Annotated in this window: 20 protein-coding genes; 15 read left to right on the forward strand and 5 right to left on the reverse strand. The window is 67.3% G+C overall.

Annotated elements, in window-relative coordinates:
* Positions 1–5: 5 nt before the first annotated feature.
* Positions 6–1,184 carry a phosphoserine transaminase gene (locus M9917_RS10465; RefSeq protein ID WP_297253427.1) on the reverse strand — a complete coding sequence of 393 codons (1,179 nt, stop codon included), beginning with the start codon at positions 1,182–1,184 and terminating at the stop codon, positions 6–8.
* A gap of 100 nt (positions 1,185–1,284) precedes the next feature.
* Positions 1,285–1,740: an RbsD/FucU family protein gene (locus tag M9917_RS10470; RefSeq protein ID WP_297253429.1), complete on the reverse strand. Its 456-nt coding sequence runs from the start codon at positions 1,738–1,740 to the stop codon at positions 1,285–1,287.
* Between the two features lie 238 nt (positions 1,741–1,978).
* Between M9917_RS10470 and M9917_RS10475 the strand changes: the two genes are divergently transcribed.
* From M9917_RS10475 to M9917_RS10495, 5 genes are all read left to right on the forward strand, one after another.
* Positions 1,979–3,316 (forward strand): ABC transporter substrate-binding protein, encoded by a 1,338-nt coding sequence (locus tag M9917_RS10475; protein WP_297253431.1) that lies wholly within the window; start codon positions 1,979–1,981, stop codon positions 3,314–3,316.
* A gap of 138 nt (positions 3,317–3,454) precedes the next feature.
* Positions 3,455–4,381, forward strand: a complete 927-nt coding sequence (locus M9917_RS10480; RefSeq protein ID WP_297253433.1) for a carbohydrate ABC transporter permease — start codon at positions 3,455–3,457, stop codon at positions 4,379–4,381.
* Positions 4,382–4,511: 130 nt separating this feature from the next.
* The gene (locus M9917_RS10485) at positions 4,512–5,330 is read left to right on the forward strand and encodes a carbohydrate ABC transporter permease (RefSeq protein WP_297253435.1); all 819 of its coding nucleotides are present in this window, start codon (positions 4,512–4,514) and stop codon (positions 5,328–5,330) included.
* 56 nt (positions 5,331–5,386) lie between these two features.
* Positions 5,387–6,283, forward strand: coding sequence for a dihydrodipicolinate synthase family protein (locus M9917_RS10490; RefSeq protein WP_297253437.1), 897 nt, complete (start codon positions 5,387–5,389; stop codon positions 6,281–6,283).
* 11 nt (positions 6,284–6,294) lie between these two features.
* Positions 6,295–6,972, forward strand: coding sequence for a GntR family transcriptional regulator (locus M9917_RS10495; protein ID WP_297253439.1), 678 nt, complete (start codon positions 6,295–6,297; stop codon positions 6,970–6,972).
* A 37-nt stretch (positions 6,973–7,009) separates the two neighbouring features.
* Here the strand turns inward: M9917_RS10495 and ppk2 are convergent, their stop codons facing one another.
* Positions 7,010–7,963 carry a polyphosphate kinase 2 gene (gene ppk2, locus M9917_RS10500; RefSeq protein WP_297253441.1) on the reverse strand — a complete coding sequence of 318 codons (954 nt, stop codon included), beginning with the start codon at positions 7,961–7,963 and terminating at the stop codon, positions 7,010–7,012.
* A gap of 124 nt (positions 7,964–8,087) precedes the next feature.
* Between ppk2 and M9917_RS10505 the strand changes: the two genes are divergently transcribed.
* Positions 8,088–9,137 (forward strand): ATP-binding protein, encoded by a 1,050-nt coding sequence (locus tag M9917_RS10505; protein ID WP_297253443.1) that lies wholly within the window; start codon positions 8,088–8,090, stop codon positions 9,135–9,137.
* Positions 9,138–9,408: 271 nt separating this feature from the next.
* On the opposite strand, the gene M9917_RS10510 is transcribed toward M9917_RS10505, so the two are convergent.
* Positions 9,409–10,341 (reverse strand): LysR substrate-binding domain-containing protein, encoded by a 933-nt coding sequence (locus M9917_RS10510; protein WP_297253445.1) that lies wholly within the window; start codon positions 10,339–10,341, stop codon positions 9,409–9,411.
* A 296-nt stretch (positions 10,342–10,637) separates the two neighbouring features.
* Between M9917_RS10510 and pstS the strand changes: the two genes are divergently transcribed.
* The 6 genes from pstS (at position 10,638) to phoB (ending at position 15,919) form a co-directional block, all read left to right on the forward strand.
* A complete protein-coding gene (gene pstS, locus M9917_RS10515) occupies positions 10,638–11,663 on the forward strand; it encodes a phosphate ABC transporter substrate-binding protein PstS (RefSeq protein WP_297253447.1) in 1,026 nt (341 codons plus the stop codon).
* A gap of 32 nt (positions 11,664–11,695) precedes the next feature.
* The gene (gene pstC, locus M9917_RS10520) at positions 11,696–12,667 is read left to right on the forward strand and encodes a phosphate ABC transporter permease subunit PstC (RefSeq protein ID WP_465246348.1); all 972 of its coding nucleotides are present in this window, start codon (positions 11,696–11,698) and stop codon (positions 12,665–12,667) included.
* Positions 12,668–12,677: 10 nt separating this feature from the next.
* Entirely contained in the window at positions 12,678–13,562 is an 885-nt protein-coding gene (gene pstA / locus M9917_RS10525; RefSeq protein WP_297253449.1) for a phosphate ABC transporter permease PstA, read from the forward strand.
* A 42-nt stretch (positions 13,563–13,604) separates the two neighbouring features.
* A complete protein-coding gene (gene pstB, locus M9917_RS10530) occupies positions 13,605–14,411 on the forward strand; it encodes a phosphate ABC transporter ATP-binding protein PstB (protein WP_465246349.1) in 807 nt (268 codons plus the stop codon).
* A gap of 76 nt (positions 14,412–14,487) precedes the next feature.
* Positions 14,488–15,207 carry a phosphate signaling complex protein PhoU gene (gene phoU, locus M9917_RS10535; RefSeq protein WP_297253453.1) on the forward strand — a complete coding sequence of 240 codons (720 nt, stop codon included), beginning with the start codon at positions 14,488–14,490 and terminating at the stop codon, positions 15,205–15,207.
* A gap of 13 nt (positions 15,208–15,220) precedes the next feature.
* Positions 15,221–15,919, forward strand: coding sequence for a phosphate regulon transcriptional regulator PhoB (gene phoB / locus M9917_RS10540; protein ID WP_297253455.1), 699 nt, complete (start codon positions 15,221–15,223; stop codon positions 15,917–15,919).
* Positions 15,920–15,928: 9 nt separating this feature from the next.
* Here the strand turns inward: phoB and M9917_RS10545 are convergent, their stop codons facing one another.
* Positions 15,929–16,315 carry a SpoIIAA family protein gene (locus M9917_RS10545; RefSeq protein WP_297253457.1) on the reverse strand — a complete coding sequence of 129 codons (387 nt, stop codon included), beginning with the start codon at positions 16,313–16,315 and terminating at the stop codon, positions 15,929–15,931.
* Between the two features lie 260 nt (positions 16,316–16,575).
* Between M9917_RS10545 and M9917_RS10550 the strand changes: the two genes are divergently transcribed.
* From M9917_RS10550 to M9917_RS10560, 3 genes are read left to right on the forward strand one after another with little or no spacing between them, the layout of a single operon-like run.
* The gene (locus M9917_RS10550) at positions 16,576–17,259 is read left to right on the forward strand and encodes an amino acid ABC transporter ATP-binding protein (RefSeq protein ID WP_297253460.1); all 684 of its coding nucleotides are present in this window, start codon (positions 16,576–16,578) and stop codon (positions 17,257–17,259) included.
* 38 nt (positions 17,260–17,297) lie between these two features.
* Complete coding sequence (gene zapE / locus M9917_RS10555; RefSeq protein WP_297253462.1) at positions 17,298–18,476, forward strand: cell division protein ZapE; 1,179 nt, start codon at positions 17,298–17,300, stop codon at positions 18,474–18,476.
* Positions 18,477–18,513: 37 nt separating this feature from the next.
* A complete protein-coding gene (locus M9917_RS10560) occupies positions 18,514–19,113 on the forward strand; it encodes a TetR/AcrR family transcriptional regulator (protein WP_297253464.1) in 600 nt (199 codons plus the stop codon).
* The last annotated feature ends 71 nt before the right edge of the window (positions 19,114–19,184 follow it).

Consider the following 19,184-nt stretch of genomic DNA (forward strand, 5'->3'; position numbering starts at 1 on the left):
CGTGGTTACGCCGCCTTCTTGCCCAGGCCCGCCTTGGCCTCGGCGAAGGCGTAGGCGATCCAGGGCATCAGCGCCTTGAGGTCGCGCGACTGCACGGTCGCGCCGCACCAGATGCGCAAGCCCGGAGGGGCGTCGCGGTAGTGGCCGAGATCGTAGCCGGCGCCGGCCTTCTCGATGACCTGGACCACCTGCTTGGCGAAGGCGGCCTGCGCTTCGGCCGACAGCGCCGTCACCGCCGGGTCGGTGAACTTCAGGCAGACGCTCGTGTTGGAGCGTGTCTTCGGCTTCACGGCGAGGAAGTCGATCCAGTCGTTCTCGCGCACGAACTTGGCGATGACGCGGGCGTTGGCATCGGCGCGTTTCACCAGCCCGCCGAGGCCGCCGACCTTCCGGGCCCATTCCAGCGCGTCGATATAGTCCTCGACCGCGAGCATGGAGGGGGTGTTGATCGTCTCGCCGACGAAGATGCCCTCGATCAGCTTGCCGCCGGAGGTCATGCGGAAGATCTTCGGCAGCGGCCAGGCCGGCTTGTAGGTCAGGAGCCGCTCGACCGCGCGCGGCGAGAGCACGATCATGCCGTGCGCCGCCTCGCCGCCGAGCACCTTCTGCCAGGAGAAGGTGACGACATCGAGCTTTTGCCAGTCGAGACGCTGGGCGAAGGCGGCGGAGGTGGCGTCGCAGATGGTCAGACCCTCACGGTCCTCCGCGATCCAATTCGCATCGGCTACGCGCACGCCGGAGGTGGTGCCGTTCCAGGTGAAGACGACGTCGCGGGTCTTGCTGTCCACCTTCTTCAGGTTCGGCAATTCGCCATAGGGGGCGTCGAATGTGCGCACATCCGCGAGCTTGAGCTGCTTGACGACATCGGTGACCCAGCCGGCGCCGAAGCTTTCCCAGCTCAGCATGTCGACGCTGCGGGCGCCGAGCAGCGACCACAGCGCCATCTCGACGGCGCCGGTGTCGGAGGCCGGCACGATGCCGATGCGGTAATCGGCCGGGACCTCGAGCACCTCGCGCGTCAGGTCGATCGCGCGCTTGAGCTTGTCCTTGCCGATCTTGGCGCGATGCGAGCGGCCGAGCGGGGCGTCGGAGAGATTCCTGAGATTCCAGCCGGGGCGCTTGGCGCAGGGGCCGGACGAGAAATTCGGCACGCGCGGGCGCATGCTGGGTGCGGTATTCGCCATCGATGTCTCCATCCTTGCAGATGGGCGCGCCCCGTTGGGGGGGCGTGTCCCGTCGACGGGGGTAGAGCGGCGAGGGGGCTAAAGTCAAGCGGGGCGTTGTTCAACCCGGCTCGCCGGCGATGACGCCCTTGCGCAGCAGGAAGCAGCCATAGGGGCGCGGATCGCCGACCTGCACCACCGCGAAGGCGCGCCTGGCCGCCTCGTAGAAGGCGAAGCGCGCGATGCCGGAAAGCGGGACGGGGCGGCCGAGCGCCAGGTCGATCTCAGCCTGCACGGCGCGCTGGACTTGCGGGATCGAGGCGGCGTCGCCCACCGCCTCCATGCGCCGGAGCGGGTCGGGCTCGAAATCGTCGATCGGCAGCACCGAAAGGATGGCGCGGGCGGCGCGCTCCATCGTCAGGCCGGGCAGGCGGATCAGCCGGCCGCTCGTGGTCGAGCCGGCGATGGTCTCGGCCGGATGGTTGGCATCGACCAGCGCGAGGTCGTCGCCATGGCCCATCGCGGCGAGTACCCAGAGCAGGTCGGCCGAGAGCACGGGATCGAGGTTCTTCAGCATGGCGGGCGGCGCCCCCTCTCGGTCAGGTCGATCAGCGGCGGGCCCGTCACGGCCGGCTCCCGCAGGTTCGGCGGCTATGCGGCGCTACTCTGTGCACGCCAACATGTTAGCTTGCAACCGGCTCGAAAGGCGATTAGCGTCCTTGGCTGACGCGACAGGAGCGGCCGGTCCGCCTCCTGCTTCGCGCGACATGAAAGGCCCGAAAACGGGCCGCCTTCAAGTCCTGGGGAGGACGCCGATGACCGATCAGTTGCTCAAGCCGACCCGCCGTGTCCTGCTCGGCGGCGCCGCGGCCGCTCTCGCCTCGCCGCTGGTGCTGCGCAAGGCGCAGGCGCAAGGTGCCTTCGACTGGAAGAAGTTCTCAGGCCAGTCGATCGACGTGCTCCTGGTCAAGAATCCGCGCTCCGACCTGATGCAGCAGGCGGAGAAGGAGTTCACAGAGCTCACCGGCATCAAGGTCTCCTCCGAGCAGGTGCCGGAGCAGCAGCAGCGCCAGAAGGCGGTGATAGAGTTCGCCGCGGGCAAGCCCTCCTTCGACGTCAGCGGCATCTCGCTGCATGTGCAGAAGCGCATGGCGGCCAAGGGCAAATGGTTCGAGAACCTCGAGCCGCTGATCAAGGACGCCGCGCTGACCGCGCCGGATTTCGACTTCGCCGATTTCGGCGCCGGTCCGGTCGCCTATGCGCGCCAGGTCGACGGGGCGCTCGATACGATCCCGTTCTTCGTCGATTACTGGATGATCTACTACAACAAGGAGCTCTTCGACGCGAAGGGCGTCGCCTATCCGAAGACGATGGACGAGATGTTCACCGTGGCGCAGAAGCTGCACGACCCGGCCAAGGGTGTCGCCGGCTTCGTCTCGCGCGGCCTGAAGAACGCCAATATCCCGGTCTGGACCTCGCTGATGCTCGGCCAGGGCATGGAGACGGTCTCGCCCGAGGGCAAGCTGCTCACCGACACGCCGGAAGCGGTCTGGGCGGGCGAGCTCTACACGAAGCTCAACAAGGATACAGGCCCCGTCGGGCAGGTCGGCTTCAACTGGAACGAGTGCCAGACCACCTTCATGCAGGGGCGGGCCGCGATGTGGCTCGACGGCATCGGCTTCGCCACGCCGCTGGAGGACCCTTCGAAGTCGCGCATCGTCGGCAAGGTCGGCTATGGCGTGACCCCGCCGGGGCCGAAGGCGCATCATGCCGGCATGTTCGCCGACGGCATGGGCATCTCGCGCGGCTCCGCCAAGAAGGAGGCGGCCTGGCTCTACGTCCAGTTCATGACCAACAAGAAGAACCAGATCGCCATGCTCAAGGCCGGCGCCGGGGCGCCCGGCCGCTCCTCGGCCTATCTCGATACCGAGACGATCGCGCAGTCTAAGTTCGGCAAGCAGTATTTCGAATGCCTGCTCGCCTCGGCCAAGATCGCGCGGGCCGGCCTGCCGCAGATCGTGCCGGTGACGGAGTTCCGCGACGTCTTCGGCGTGGCGCTGACCAATGCGATCGGCGGGGCCAGCGTCGCCGCCGAGCTGAAGAAGGCGACGGAAACCTTCGCGCCGGTGCTCGCCAAGAGCGAGCAGGGCTGAGGCCCGCCTCGCCCGGGAGCGTCATGGTCGGGCTCGTCTGCGACCATCCACGTCCGGCCGGGCGAAGGCCCCGCGTCCCAGACGCCATGCCCGCCACGAGGGCGGGCATGGCGGTGAGCTTCCAGTGAAGCAGAACGCATGACCAGCACCTCCCTGCCAGCCGATCTTCCCGGCACGGCGCCTTCGGCCGCCGCCGCCTCGCAGGATTTCACGCCGCGCTACTGGCTGTTCTCCCTGCCGGCGGTGCTGGTCATTGCCGCCGTCATCGTCTTTCCCTGGCTGTTCACGCTCTACATGTCCGGGCAGGACTGGAAGATCGGCGGCGGGGTGGAGTTCGTGGGCCTCGGCAACTTCGCCGAGCTCGCCAAGGATAGCCGCTTCCTCGAATCGATGGGGCATACCGCCTATTTCACCATTCTCGCGGTGGTGCTCCCCATCGTCTTCGGCACGGCGGCGGCGCTGATCTTCCACCGCGAGTTTCCCTGCCGGGGCCTGCTGCGCACCATCTTCGTCATGCCGATGATGGCGACGCCGGTCGCCGTCGCGCTGGTCTGGACGATGATGTTCCATCCGCAGCTCGGTGTCTTGAACTACCTGCTCTCGCTCGTCGGCATCGGCCCTTCCGGCTGGGTCTACGATCCGGCGACGGTGATCCCGACGCTGGTCATGGTCGAGGTCTGGCACTGGACGCCGCTCGTCATGCTGATCGTGCTCGGCGGCCTCGCCGGGCTGCCGCGCGAGCCTTACGAATCGGCGCTGATCGACGGCGCCAACGACTGGCACATGTTCCGCCACATCACGCTGCCGCTGGTCTGGCCCTTCATCATGGTGGCGATCGTGATCCGCACCATCGATGCGCTGAAGGTCTTCGACACCATCTTCGTGATCACCCAGGGCGGGCCGGGCACGGCGTCGGAGACGCTGAACATCTTCCTCTACCTGCAGGCGTTCCAGTTCTACAAGATCGGCTATGCCTCGGCCGTAGTGGTGATCTTCTTCGTCATCATCATCATGCTCTCGCTGCTTCTGCTCTATGCGCGGCAGAAGTCGAAGTGGAACGCGTGATGGCACCGCTCCCGACCCAGAACGCACCGTCATCCCGGGCGACCGAAGGGAGACCCGGGATCCATGCCGGAGCGCTGGCCCCGCGAGGCTCCGGCACCGCGGATGTGGCCGGCGGCAGGAGGAAACTCCCATGAACCGCACGCTCAAAAAGCTGGGGTTCTGGGCCTCCGTCTTCGTCATGGTCTCGCCGGCGGTGCTGGTCTTCCTCTGGATGATCTCGCTCTCGCTCAAGAACGAGCTCGACAACACCGCCTTCCCGCCGGTCTTCATCCCCAACCCGCCGACGCTGAAGAACTATGTCGACGTCTTCGCCCAGAACAATTTCGGGCTCTATCTCTGGAACTCGATCCTGGTCACCGGCGGGGCCGTGCTCATCGGCCTGATCGTCGGCGTGCCGGCCGGCTACGGCATCGCCCGCGGCAAGGCCCATAAATTCGCGATCCTGATCCTGGTCGCGCGGATGACGCCGGCGCTCTCCTATCTGATCCCGCTCTTCCTGCTCTTCCAGATCATGGGGCTGGTCGGGACGATTTCGGCGCTCGTCATCACCCATCTCGTCATCACCATTCCGATCATCGTCTGGATTATGATCGGGTATTTCGAGAACGTGCCGATCGAGCTGGAGGACGCCTCGCGCATCGATGGCGCCACGACCTGGCAGGCCTTCCGCCATGTCGCCCTGCCGCTGGCGAAGCCGGGCATCGTCGTCGGCGGCATCCTCGCCTTCATCTTCTCCTGGAACAACTTCATCTTCTCGGTGGTGCTCGGCGGCAAGGCGAGCCGGACGCTGCCGTCCGCCGTCTACAATTCGCTGACCTTCGAGCAGATCTCCTGGGGACCGCTGGCCGCCGCGGCGCTCCTGGTCACGCTGCCGGTGCTGCTCGTCACCGTCATCGCCCAGCGCCAGATCGTCGCCGGGCTCTCCGCGGGCGGTCTCAAGGACGGCTAGCGAGAGCCGCCGAGGTCACCCATGTCAGTCACCGTCCAGCCCTGAAAGCCCCCGCCATGGCCACCGACAAAGCCCGCTTCGGCCTCTCCTGCGCGATCACCACCCCGATGCGGGAGGGCGGCAGCGTCGACCTGCCGCGCCTCGTCCACCATGCCCGGCACGTGCTGGCGCGGGGCTGCGATTCGATCACGCTGTTCGGCACCACGGGGGAAGGCGCGGCGCTCGGCCTGCCGGCGCGCACCGCGATGATGGGGGCGCTGATCGGGGCGGGGATCGATCCGGCGACGCAGATCCATGCCGGCGTCGCGGCGGCCTCGCTCAACGAGGCGGTTGAGCAGGCCCGGCTTGCGCTCGATGCCGGGGCGAAGGGGCTGCTCGTCGCGCCGCCCTTCTATTTCAAGGGGGTGAGCGACGAGGGCCTCTTCATCTGGTTCTCGCAGTTCTTCGAGAAGCTTGGCGCCTCGGCGCGCAACGTCGTCCTCTATCACATCCCCTCCGTGACGGCGGTCGCGATCAGCGTCGGGCTGGTCGAGCGGTTGAAGAGCGCCTTTCCCGGCCTCGTCATCGGCATCAAGGATTCGTCGGGCGACTATGCCAACACCGAGGCGCTGCTGAAGGCGCATGGCGAGCTCGCCATCCTCGTCGGCGACGAGCGCCAGCTCGCCAGGGCGGTGCGTAACGGCGCCGAGGGCTCGATCTGCGGCGTCGCCAACCTCGTGCCCGAGCTGTTGCGCCCGATGGTCTACGAGGGCAGGGACAGCCCGGTGGTGAACGCGCTCGTCGACGAGATCTGCTCGCATCCGGTGCTGGCGGCGGTGAAGGCGCTGACCGGCCATGTCCATGGCGATCCCGGCTATGGCGCGATGCGTCCGCCGCTCGAGGCGCTGGACGAGGCGACTCGCAAGCGGCTCTTCGCCGCCTTCGACCGGATCACGCAAGCCAGGGCGGCTTGAGGGAGGCAAGGGTGAGCCAGCCGGAGCAGGAGCCGCGCGAGGGCGAGCCGCTGAAGCTGAGGGAGCGCGCCTATGCCTCCTTCACCGAGCGGCTGCTCGCGCGCGAGATCAAGCCCGGCCAGTTCGTGACCCAGCGCGAGCTCGTGGCGATGACCGGCTTCCCGCTCGGCGCCATCCGCGAGCTGGTGCCGCGGCTGGAGGCGGAGGGGCTGATCCGGACCGTGCCGCAGCGCGGCATGCAGATCGCCCACGTCGATCTCGACCTGATCCGCAACGCCTTCCAGTTCCGCCTCTTCCTGGAGAAGGAGGCGACGGCGCTCTATGCGCAGAACGCCACCGACGCGGAGATCGCCGAGCAGCGGGCGTGGCACGAGGCGATCGTCGCCCGCGCCGAGGCCGGCGGCGACGAGCGCCTGATCGAGGATGCCGAGGATGTCGACCGGCTGCTGCACGAGGCGATCATCGATCATCTCGACAACGAGATCGTCTCCCAGGCCTTCCGCGTCACCTGGCTCAAGATCCGGCTGATCCGGCAATATGAGACACGCATCCACAACAGCATCATCATCCCGGTGATGCAGGACCATCTGTCCGTCATCGCGGCGATCGAGACGCGCGACCCCGAGCGGGCGGGGCAGGCGATGGCGGTCCATATCGGCAACGCGCGCGCGCGGGCGATGCAGTATTGAGGGGCAGTCCCGCTCAACCATTGAGGGGCAGTCCCGCTCAACCGGCTTCCGGCTCGCCGCCCTTGTCGAGATAGCGCGCGACCGAGACCACGATCTCCTCGTCGAGCCTGCCGATCGCGGCTTCGTCCTTGTCGGCATAGGGGATCGCGCGCAGGACGTGGCGGATGGCGTTGAGCCTGGCGCGCAGCTTGTCGTTGCTGCGCACCACATGCCAGGGCGCGGCCTCGGTCGAGGTGCGGGCCAGCATCGCGTCGAAGGCGCGGGAATAGTCGTCGAAGCGCGGGATCGATTCGAAATCGATCGGCGAGAGCTTCCAGCGCTTGAGCGGATCATGCCAGCGGGCATGCAGCCGCGTCATCTGCATCTCGCGCCCGATGGTCAGGAACAGCTTGATCAGGCGGATGCCGCCGCGCGCCAGCATGCCTTCGAAGACCGGCGCCTCGCGCAGGAAATGCTCGCTCTCCTCAGGCTCGCAGAAACCCATCACGCGCTCGACGCCGGCGCGGTTGTACCAGGAGCGGTCGAAGAACACGATCTCGCCGGCGGTCGGCATCTCGGCGGCATAGCGCTGGAAATACCATTGCCCTTTCTCGGTGTCGGAAGGTTTTGGCAGGGCGACGATGCGGGCCTGGCGCGGATTGAGATGCTGGGTGAAGCGGGCGATGGTGCCGCCCTTGCCGGCGCCGTCGCGCCCCTCGAAGACGATGACGATGCGCTCGCGATGGCTTGCGGCCCAGCGCATCAGCTTCTGCAGCTCGATCTGCAGGGGTTCCATCTCGCGGGCATAAGGCTTGCGCTTCATCCGCTTGCCGTAAGGGTAGTCGCCGCTGTGATAGGCGGCGTCGACGATCGCTTCCGGCAGGGTGTCGGCCTCGATGTCGAAGTCCTTCGCCTGCTTTGGCCCGGAGCGCGGCCTGGCCCGTCGCGCCGCTTTCGCCGAAGGGAGCTCGATGACGTTCTTCACGCGTGCGCCCGAAATCTTCTTCGCCATCGTCCGCTCTCCGCTGTCCCACGCCACCTGAATAGCCCAGGGCTTCGCGGCAGGGAATTGACGCTTCCGCCACTTATGCGCAGGAAGGACCGTGCCGGTAACCGCCGGCCGCTTCGGACGTTCCATGATCGATATCGCGGTCCTTCCCGCGGCAACCGCCCGCAACCTGATCGAGGCGCTCGGCGCGGCCGTCGTCCTGCTCGACGCCCAGGGCGTCGTGCAGGCGCTGAGCCCGGCGATGCAGGCGCTGATGCCAGGGCTTTCCGCCGGCAAGCCGCTGGCGCTGGTGCTGCGCGACCCCGATCTCAACGACGCCATCGAGGAAGTCGCGCGCGGGGGCGGCCGCAGGAGCGTCGAGCTCGTCGAGCGGGTACCGCTCGAGCGCACCTTCCGCATCCAGATCGCGGCGCTGGGCGAGGGCGGCGAGCGGCATGCGACGCTCCTGACCTTCCAGGACCTGAGCGAGCAGCGCGTGATCGAGCGCATGCGCGTCGACTTCGTCGCCAATGCCAGCCACGAGCTGCGTACGCCCTTGGCTTCGCTCATCGGCTTCGTCGAGACCTTGCAGGGGCCGGCACGCGACGACGAGCGGGCGCGGGCGCGCTTCCTCGCCATCATGCGCGAGCAGGGCCTGCGGATGGCGCGGCTCGTCGACGACCTGCTCTCGCTGTCGCGCATCGAGCAGCGCGCCCATGTCGCGCCCGACAAGCCGGTGGATCTTGCCGGTATCGCCCGCGAGATCGTCGATTCGCTGGCCTTGATGGCACGCGAGCGCGAGGTCGCGCTGACGCTGCGGGCGCCGCGCGAGGCGGTGCAGGTGCCCGGCGACCGCGACGAGCTCTTGCGGCTGACGGAGAACCTGGTCGAGAACGCCATCAAATACGGCAAGCGCGGCGGTGAGGTTACGATCACGGTGGAGGCGCACGAGGCAGAGGCCAGCATCTGCGTGCGCGACGACGGGCCGGGCATCGCGCCCGAGCATCTGCCGCGCCTGACCGAGCGCTTCTACCGGATCGACACGGCCGCCAGCCGCGAGGCCGGCGGCACGGGGCTGGGCCTGGCCATCGTCAAGCATATCGTGCTGCGCCATCGCGGCCGGCTGACGATCGGGAGCAATCCGGGGGAGGGCGCGGCCTTCACGGCGATCCTGCCGCGTTTCGAGGCCAGATCGTAGGCTGGGGAGTTTCCATCGAACCACGCCGTCATCCCGGGCTTGCCCCGCAATTCATGCCGGAGCGTATCCGGGGAGCGTCAGGTTCGAGAATGAGCCAGAAGTACCGACTGCCTTTATCCTGACAGGCGCGTTATACTGACGCCGCATCCCGGCTCTGGGACTATCGAGACGCGCCAAGCCATGGCTGATAACGTCATAAGCACCTTGGCGGGGCATTTCGGTATCTGCACGAAGCCTTGAAGCGCTTTGCGGCCGATCTGGAGCGATGCCTTCAGATCCCCGAGAGTACACGTCCGATCCAGATATCACGGCGCACTAAGTCGGCTGCGATTTGGGTGAAGGTTTCACCGACGAAGCGCGCGGCCGGGCTGATCGGTCGATCCGCCGGATAGGCGAGAACGAGCCTGCGGCTGGGCGTGGGATCAACCAACGGATATGCATGGACGGAGCCGGCTTGGACGAGCCCGTAAATCGGGGCCAAAGGCAGTACGGTCGAGCCAAATCCATTGCGGACGAGATCGATCATAGCCCCGAAAGAGTCCGCTTCGATTTGAGCGCGAAGAGAAATACCCACTTGCCGTGCGCACTCATCGACGATCATGCGCAAGCCATGGTGGGGGCTTGGCAGAATGAGAGACACATTGACGAGGTCGGAGAACCGGCGCGGACCTCCAATGGGCAATTCGCCACGCCCGGCGCTGACCAGCATAAGCTCTTCGAGCATGACGGGAACAATGCGAAGGGAACGTTGAGGTTTCGGATCGTACGAAACAGCGAGCTCCAGTTCGCCACGTTGTAGCCAGTCAAGAAGATGTCCGCTGAAGGCAGAGGCGAGTCGTATCCCGAGTTGTGGGTGTGTCTCGCGAAGCCGACTGACGAGCGGCACGGTAACGATCTCCGCTACCGTCGGTGTGGTACCGACCTTTACCGTGCCCCGTAGCGAGGTTCCGCTGCTCCCGGTGGCGGAGCGGATCGCTTCCATCTCGGCAAGGATCCGCGACGCATGCTCCAAGACTTCTCGGCCAATATCGGTGATGACCATGCCGCGGCCATGTCGTTCGAACAATTGTACGCCGAGCTCGCTCTCAAGCTGCCGAATCTGCCGGCTTAACGCGGGCTGGACGATGTGCAGCCTTTCGGAGGCGCGGCTGAGGCTGCCGAGCTCGGCTACGTGGATCAAGGTCTTGAGCTGGGCGATATCCATGACGGGTGACTGCTGGCAAATGCGGGTAGAGCGAAGCTTGAGGCAAGCGGCAGGGCCGGCCGAGGAACAGCTCTCAATCTAAAAATGCTGGACGCGTTACACCGGCATTGAATGGCCGATGTGACCCCCAGCTGCCAAACTTTCCGCCAATACGTGCCACATCACCGCATGTGGTGCCACTGTCAGTGCAGCTCGAGAGAAGCCGCGCGGCCTTCGTGACGGATTGTCATTCGGCTGTCATACGGACGGTGTCTGTGGGAGCCGCTGACAACAGCGACCAGATGAGGACCCCTCACATGCGCAAGATTCTCGTTCTCGCGGCGCTCGCCGCCGGGATCGCCGGTTCCGCCCAGGCCGCCGACATCACCGGCGCCGGCGCGACCTTTCCCTTCCCGATCTATGCCAAATGGGCCGAAGCCTACAAGAAGGAGACCGGAACGGGTCTGAACTACCAGTCGATCGGCTCGGGCGGCGGCATCCGCCAGATCAAGGCGAAAACCGTGGCTTTCGGCGCCACCGACGCGCCGCTCAAGGGCGACGATCTCGCCAAGAGCGGCCTCGTCCAGTTCCCGACCGTGATGGGCGGTGTCGTTCCGGTCGTCAACATCGCCGGCGTCGAGCCGGGCAAGCTCAAGCTCTCGGGCGATATCCTCGCGCAGATCTATCTGGGTGAGATCAAGAAGTGGAACGACCCGAAGATCGCCGCGCTGAACGCCGGCCTCACCCTGCCGGAAGCCAACATCAACCCGGTCTACCGCTCGGACGGCTCGGGCACGACCTTCGTCTTCACCGACTATCTCTCGAAGGTCTCGGCCGACTGGAAGTCGAAGATCGGCGCCAACCAGTCGGTGCAGTGGCCGGTCGGCATCGGCGGCAAGGGCAACGAGGGCGTCTCGGCCTCGGTCAAGCAGGTCGCCAACGCGATCGGCTATGTCGAATACGCCTATGCCAAGCAGAACAAGCTCTCCCACGCGCTGGTGAAGAACGCCGACGGCGCCTTCCCGGCTCCGGAGGAGAAGGCCTTCCAGGCGGCGGCCGCCAATGCCGACTGGCAGGCGCAGCCGGGCTTCGGCATCTCGCTCAACGACCAGAAGGGCGCGCAGGCCTGGCCGATCACCTCGGCGACCTTCATCCTGGTTCCCGCCAAGCCCGAGAAGCCGGCCGAGGTGCAGGAAGCGCTGAAGTTCTTCGACTGGGCCTACAAGTCCGGGGACAAGCTGGCGAGCGAGCTCGACTATGTCGCCCTGCCGGCCAAGGTGAAGGACGAGGTCAGGGCCGCCTGGAAGGGCGTGACCGACAATTCCGGCAAGCCGATCTTCTGATCGGCGCCGAACCCCACCGGAGCCCGAGCGGAATGACCGCAGCAACCGACATGACGCGCATGCCCTCGGCGATGCCTGCCCGCAGGACGCCGAAGGCGGGTTTCGATCGCGTCTTCCGCCATGCCAGCTTCGGGGCGGCGCTTCTGGTGCTGGTGATGCTCGCCGGCATCATGGCGGCGATGGTCGCCGGCGGCTGGCCGGCCTTGCGCGAATTCGGCCCGGGCTTCATCACCTCCAGCGTCTGGGACACCCAGAACGAGCAATACGGCGCCTGGCCGGCGATCGCCGGCACGCTCTCGACGGCGCTGATCGCGCTCATGATCGGCGTGCCGCTCTCGCTCGGCATCGCCGTCTACCTGACGCAGCTCGCCCCGCCCTGGTTCAGGAAGCCGGTTTCGACCGCGATCGAGCTGCTCGCCGCCGTGCCCTCGATCATCTACGGCATGTGGGGCCTGTTCGTCTTCGTGCCGCTGTTTGCGGCCTATGTGCAGGTCCCGCTCTCGAACCTCGTCGAGGGCATGCCGGTCGTCGGCACCATCCTCTATGCGCGCTCGCCCTCGGGACTGGGCATCTTCACGGCCGGCATCATCCTGGCCTTCATGATCATCCCGTTCATCGCCTCGATCACCCGCGACATGCTGGAGCAGATCCCCTCCGTGCTGCGCGAGAGCGCCTATGGCATCGGCGCGACGACCTGGGAAGTCGTGCGCCATGTGCTGGTGCCGCAGGCCGGCGCCTCGATCATCGGCGCGATCATGCTGGGGCTCGGCCGCGCGCTCGGCGAGACGATGGCGGTCACCTTCGTCGTCGGCAACGCCAACCGGCTCTCGGCCTCGATCCTCGATCCGGGCTCGACCATCGCCTCGCGCATCGCCAACGAGTTCAACGAGGCGCTGGGCCTGCAGCTCAACGCGCTGATCGCGCTGGGCTGCATCCTGTTCTTCGTCACCTTCGTCGTCCTCGTCATCGCGCGGCTGCTCGTCGCCCGCGTCAAGCGCTACTGAGGTCTTGCCCATGACCCTGACGACCACGCCCCGCGACCTGCCCCGCCAGCCCTGGGGGCGGGTGCGCCGCTCGCGCCGCACCGCCGACCGGCTGATGAGGGTGACCGCCGCCGGCTTCACCCTCATTGCCGTCTTCGTGCTGTTCTGGATCCTCGGCATGCTTTTCGTGAAGGGTATCGGCGGACTTTCGCTCACGACCTTCACCGCGATCACGCCCGGCCCCGGCACCGAGGGCGGCGGGCTTGCCAACGCCATCGTCGGCTCCTTCGTGCTGACCTTCCTCGGCATCGCGATCGCGACCCCGATCGGCGTGCTGGCCGGGACCTGGCTCGCCGAGTACGGGCGCGGCTCGCAGCTCGCGAACCTGATCCGCTTCATCAACGACATCCTGCTCTCGGCGCCGTCGATCCTGATCGGCCTGTTCGTCTACGTCATCCTGGTCGAGCCCTTCCGCGGCTATTCCGGCTGGGCGGGCGGCGTCGCGCTCGGCATCATCGCGATCCCCGTGATCGTGCGCACCACCGAGGATATGCTGAACCTCGTTCCCGGCCCCTTGCGCGAGGCCTGCGCTGCGCTCGGCGCCCCGCCTTCCGTGGTGATCACCAGCGTGACCTGGCGGGCCGCCAAGGCCGGGATGGTCACCGGCATCCTGCTCGCGCTCGCCCGCATCGCCGGCGAGACGGCGCCGCTCCTCTTCACCGCGCTCAACAACAATTTCTGGTTCTCGCCCTCGCTCGTCGGCGGCGTCTCGAACCTGCCGGTGACGATCTACCAGTTCGCCTCCGCCCCTTACGAGAACTGGCAACAGCTCGCCTGGGCGGGCTCGCTGATCATCACGGTCTCGATCCTCGTGCTCTCGCTCGTCGCCCGGCGCATCGTCGCCGGTGGCAAGTAGGGCTTGAAAACCAACCCGGTCGCCCGCGACCCTGAGGACTTAATGTCGATGCTCTCGACCCTTGAAACCTCCCCGCAGACGCTCGATGCCGAAGCGCCCGTCCGGATCGCGGTCCGGAACCTCGATTTCTACTATGGCGAGCACAAGGCGCTGAAGAACGTCAATCTCGACTTCCGCGACCGCCATGCCACGGCGCTGATCGGCCCCTCCGGCTGCGGCAAGTCGACCCTGCTGCGCATCTTCAACCGGATCTACTCGCTCTATCCGGAGCAGCGGGCGACCGGCGAGGTCATGCTCGACGGCCGCAACGTCATCTCCAACGACATCGACGTGAACGAGCTGCGCTCGCGCGTCGGCATGGTCTTCCAGAAGCCGACGCCCTTCCCGATGTCGATCTACGACAACGTCGCCTTCGGCATCCGCCTCTACGAGAAGCCGCCGAAATCCGAGCTCGACGACCGCGTCGAGGGCGCGCTGCGCCGCGCCGCGCTCTGGGACGAGGTCAAGGACAAGCTCAGGAGCTCCGGCATGGGCCTCTCCGGCGGCCAGCAGCAGCGCTTATGCATCGCGCGCACCATCGCCCAGAAGCCGGAGGTGATCCTGTTCGACGAACCGACCTCGGCGCTCGACCCGATCTCGACCGGCAAGATCGAGGATCTGCTGGAGCAGCTCAGGAGCGACTTCACCATCGCGATCGTGACGCACAACATGCAGCAGGCGGCGCGCATCTCGCAGTACACCGCGTTCATGTATCTCGGCGAGGTGATCGAATTCGCGCCGACCAACACCATCTTCATGAACCCGGCCAAGAAGCAGACGCAGGACTACGTCACCGGCCGGTTCGGCTGAGCGATACTTATTTTTGCATCGGCTTTTCCGAAAACCGCCCACCACTTTTCGGGCCGATGCACCAGAGGACAGCACCATGACCGAGCACATCGTCCGCTCCTACGACGCCGATCTCGAGGGCATCCGCCGCAGCCTCGCCGAGATGGGCGGCATGGCCGAGCGCATGCTGGGCGATTCGACCGTCGCGCTGCTGCGCGGCGACACCGCGCTCGCCCAGAAGATCATCGCCGCCGACCAGCGCCTCGACAACCTCCAGCGCGAGGTCGAGGAGAAGGCGGTGCTCACCATCGCGCGCCGCCAGCCGCTGGCGCAGGACCTGCGCGAGCTGATCTCGGCGATAAGGCTCGCTTCCGACATCGAGCGCGTCGGCGATCTCGCCAAGAACATCGCCAAGCGCGCCGTCGCCATCGCCGGCCAGTTCCAGCCGCCGCATCGCGCCGTCGTCGGGCTGGAGCATATCAGCCGCCTGGTGCAGGCGCAGCTCAAGGACGTGCTCGACGCCTATGCCGCGACCAACGAGCAGAAGGCGCTCGACGTCTGGCGCCGCGACGACGAGATCGACGCGCTCTACACCTCGCTGTTCCGCGAACTCCTGACCTATATGATGGAGGACCCGCGCAACATCACCTTCTGTACGCATCTCTTGTTCTGCGCCAAGAACCTCGAGCGCATCGGCGACCACACCACCAACATCGCCGAGACGATCCATTACCTCGTCACCGGCGATTCCCTCGACGGCAACCGGCCGAAGCTCGATACGACCAATATCGCGGTCGAAGCGGTTACGGGGAAGTGAGGGTAAGGCTAGCATGGCCGCACGCATCCTGATCGTCGAGGACGAGGAGCCGCTGACCCTGCTGCTGCGCTACAACCTCGAGGCCGAGGGCTTCGAGGTCGACAGCGTCGCGCGTGGCGACGAGGCGGAGCTGCATCTGCGCGACCACACGCCCGATCTCATCCTGCTCGACTGGATGCTGCCGGGGCTCTCCGGCATCGAGCTCTGCCGGCGGCTGCGCGCGCGGCGCGGCACCGAGCGCGTGCCGATCATCATGCTGACGGCGCGCGGCGAGGAGACCGAGCGGGTGCGCGGGCTCGCCACCGGCGCCGACGACTATGTCGTGAAGCCGTTCTCGCTGCCGGAGCTGATCGCGCGCATCCAGGCGCTGCTGCGCCGCGCCAAGCCCGGCCATGTCGCCGGCCTCCTGACCGCCGGCGACCTCGAGCTCGACCGCACGACGCGGCGCGTGCGGCGGGCGGGCAGCGAGCTCCATCTCGGGCCGACCGAGTTCCGCCTGCTCGAATTCCTGATGCAGGCGCCCGGCCGCGTCTATTCGCGCGCGCAGCTCCTCGACGCGGTCTGGGGCCGCGACGTCTATATCGACGAGCGCACCGTCGACGTCCATGTCGGGCGGCTGCGCAAGGCGATCACGCCCGGCGACGCCAAGGACCCGCTGCGCACCGTGCGCGGGGCCGGCTATGCCTTCGACGAGACCTTCGCGCGCGGCTGAAGGGTGCGCTCAGGCGTTCGGGCCGCCCTCGATGTCGCCGGCCCAGGCCAGCGCCTTGCCGTAGTCCTCGGGCTTGAAGGCGCGCACCGTGACGAAGGGGATCGCCGGGGAGAGCAGCTCGACGAAGCTGGTGAGCCAGCCCTTGTCGGTGATCACCGCCTCGCGCGGGAAGCGGTTGAGCTCCCACAGCTTGCTGATGCCGTAGCGGGCATCCTTCCAGGCGGCGGCGAGCGTCATGTCGGTGAAGTCGGTCAGGTCGGCCAGGATGCCGAGCTTCTCGTGGCGGGAAAGCCTGGCCTCGATATCGGCCATCACCGCGTCGAGGTCCTCGGCCGTCAGCGTCTGCGACAGGCGATAGGCGGCGACATGATCGGGTGCGGGAAGAATGGTGAGCATGGCGCTTCCTCCTCGGCGACAACGCGCGGGGCAGGGTGAGGTTTCCCCGGGTCACAGGATGCTGGCTGCAACGACGACTGTCATTCCGGGGCGCGCCTTGGCGCGAAACCGGAACCGACGGCTGGGCGAGCCACCCGAAACGAGGCATAGAATGTTTCACCCGGTCGTGGGTTCCGGGTTCTTCGCTTACGCGAAGCCCCGGAATGACGAAGGTGGGGCAAGTGTCAACAGCCCCTGGGGCAGGGGGCGGGACGGGCCACATGGATGCGGCGCAGGGCACAGAGGCCGATGGCGTGAGCGTCACGCTCGCCCATGTCGAGAAATCCTTCGGCGGGGTGAGGGCGCTGGACGACGTCTCGCTCTCGGTCGGGGCCGGCACGGTCCTGTGCGTGATCGGGCCGCCGGGTGCCGGCAAATCGACCCTGCTGCGCTGCGTCGGCGGGCTCGAGACGATCGACCGGGGGACGATCCGGCTGGATGGCGGGCCGGTCGCGCCGCTGATCGGCGAGCGCGCCGACCTGCCCGAGGCGATGACGGCGTTGCAGCAGATCATCGAAGGGCCGCTCTCCGGGCTGAAGCGGCCGCGCCGGCAGCTCGTCGCCGCGGCGATGGCGGCGCTGGAGCGCGTCGGCCTCGCCGACAGGCGCGATGCCTATCCGGCCGAGCTCTCGGGCGCTGAGCGCCAGTGCGTCGCCATCGCGCGCGCACTGGCGGTGAGGCCTGGGCTGATGCTGTTCGACGCGCCGACGGCGGGGCTGGAGCCCGATGAGGCCGGCGCGGTGCTCGAGGTGATGCGCGGCCTCGCCGCCGGCGGCATGACCATGATCGTCGTCACCGACGCGCTCGATTTCGTCCGTGCGGCCGCGAGCGCGGTCATCTTCATGGACGAGGGCAAGATCGTCGCGCCGGCGCCGGGGCTTGCGATGAGGGCGGGGCTGCCGTAACCCGGTCCGGTCTCATCCGGATCGCCTGCGCCCGCCTCATGTCAGCCTCGATCACCGACCGCTATGCCGCCCTGGTCGAGGCGGGCGCCATCGAGCGCGATCCCGCGCAGGTCGCGGTGGTGAAGAAGCTCGAAGCCCTGACCGCGACGCTCGCCGCCCGCCGCCTCGCCCGCAAGGGCAGCGCGCTCGGCTGGCTCTTCGGCCGCAGGCCCGAGACGAGCGAGGCGCCGAAGGGGCTTTATGTCTGGGGCTCGGTCGGCCGCGGCAAGACCATGCTGATGGACATGTTCTTCGAGGCCGCGCCGGTGAAGCGCAAGCGCCGCGTGCATTTCCACGAATTCCTCGCCGACGTCCACGCCCGCATCAACGCCTACCGGCAGAAGATCAGGACGGGCGAGGTCAAGGACGCCGACCCGATCGCCCCCGTCGCCGCCGATCTCGCCGGGGAAGCCTATCTGCTCTGCTTCGACGAGTTCACCGTGACCGACATCGCCGATGCGATGATCCTGGGGCGGCTGTTCACGGCGCTGTTTTCGGCCGGCGTCGTGGTGGTCGCGACCTCCAATGTCGAGCCGTCGCGGCTCTATGAGGGCGGGCTCAACCGGGCGCTGTTTACCCCCTTCATCGCGCTGCTCCAGACCCGGGTCGAGGTGCTCAAGCTCGATGCGCGCACCGATTTCAGGCTGGAGAAGCTCGGCGGCGCGCCGGTCTATCACGTGCCCGCCGACGCGAAGGCGAAGGCCGCGCTCGATCAGGCGTTCAAGGCCCTGTCCGGTGTGGAGCGGGGGCAGCGCACGGTGCTTTCCGTGCAGGGCCACGACCTCGTCGTGCCGCAGGCGGCGGGCGGCGTGGCGCGGGCGAGCTTCGCGGATCTCTGCGCCGAGGCCTATGGCGCCTCCGACTACATCGCGCTGGCGCAGCGCTTCCACACGCTCGTGCTCGACGACATACCCGTTCTCGATTACGACCGGCGCAACGAGGCCAAGCGCTTCATCATCCTGATCGACACGCTCTACGAGCACCATGTTAAGCTCGTCGCCTCGGCGGCGGCCGAGCCGCACGAACTCTATAAGGCGCGGCAGGGCCGCGAGGCCTTCGAGTTCGACCGCACCGTCTCGCGGCTGATCGAGATGCGCTCCGGCGATTATCTCAGCCTGCCCCATGGCCGCCCGGATTCGGCGGCGAGCGGGGATACGACCGGGCTGGTGGAGACGTGACGAAGGTAGCGGCGCCAGAGCGGGAGGGCGGCTGAACATGCCACCGCGCGAACCGAGCGAGACCCGTATCCTCACGGTGGCCTCCGAGCATCTGCGCCGGTTCGGGCTGAAGCGCTTCACGGTCGTCGCCGTGGCGGAGGAGGCGGGCATGACCCATGCCAATGTCTACCGCTATTTCCCCTCGCGCGTGGCGCTGATCGACGCCGTCGTCGATCTCTGGCTCAAGGCGACGGAGCGCAACCTCGCCGACATCGCCGACGGGCCGGACCCCGCCGACGACAAGCTCGAGCGCCTGATCCTCGGCCTCGCCAAGGCCAATCGCGATCTCCTCGGCGAGGAGCCGCATCTCTTCGCCGCGCTGTCGCTGGCGGTCGCCCGGCGCCATGCCATCAGCCGGCGCAACCGCGCCCGTGTCCGCGCCCTGTTCGAGCGCGTGATCGACGAGGGGATCGCCACAGGCGTATTCGAGCCGCGCGACCGCGACAGGGCCATCGCCTTCGTCATCGACGCGACGAACCGCTTCATCCACCCGGCCTCGCTGGCGCTGGAAGCCGATGTGCCGCAGGCTTCGGTCGATACCAGGCTCTCCACCCTGATCCGGGTGATCCTGCGGGTGCTCGGCAGCGGGATCGTGTGAAAAATCAGGTTACTAATTACAGAAAACGTAAATTGTAACAAACCGGATTCCTGGCCTCGGGGCGGTCGCAT

Origin of the sequence: Bosea sp. (in: a-proteobacteria) (genome assembly GCF_023953965.1) — a bacterium.
Taxonomy (GTDB): domain Bacteria; phylum Pseudomonadota; class Alphaproteobacteria; order Rhizobiales; family Beijerinckiaceae; genus Allobosea.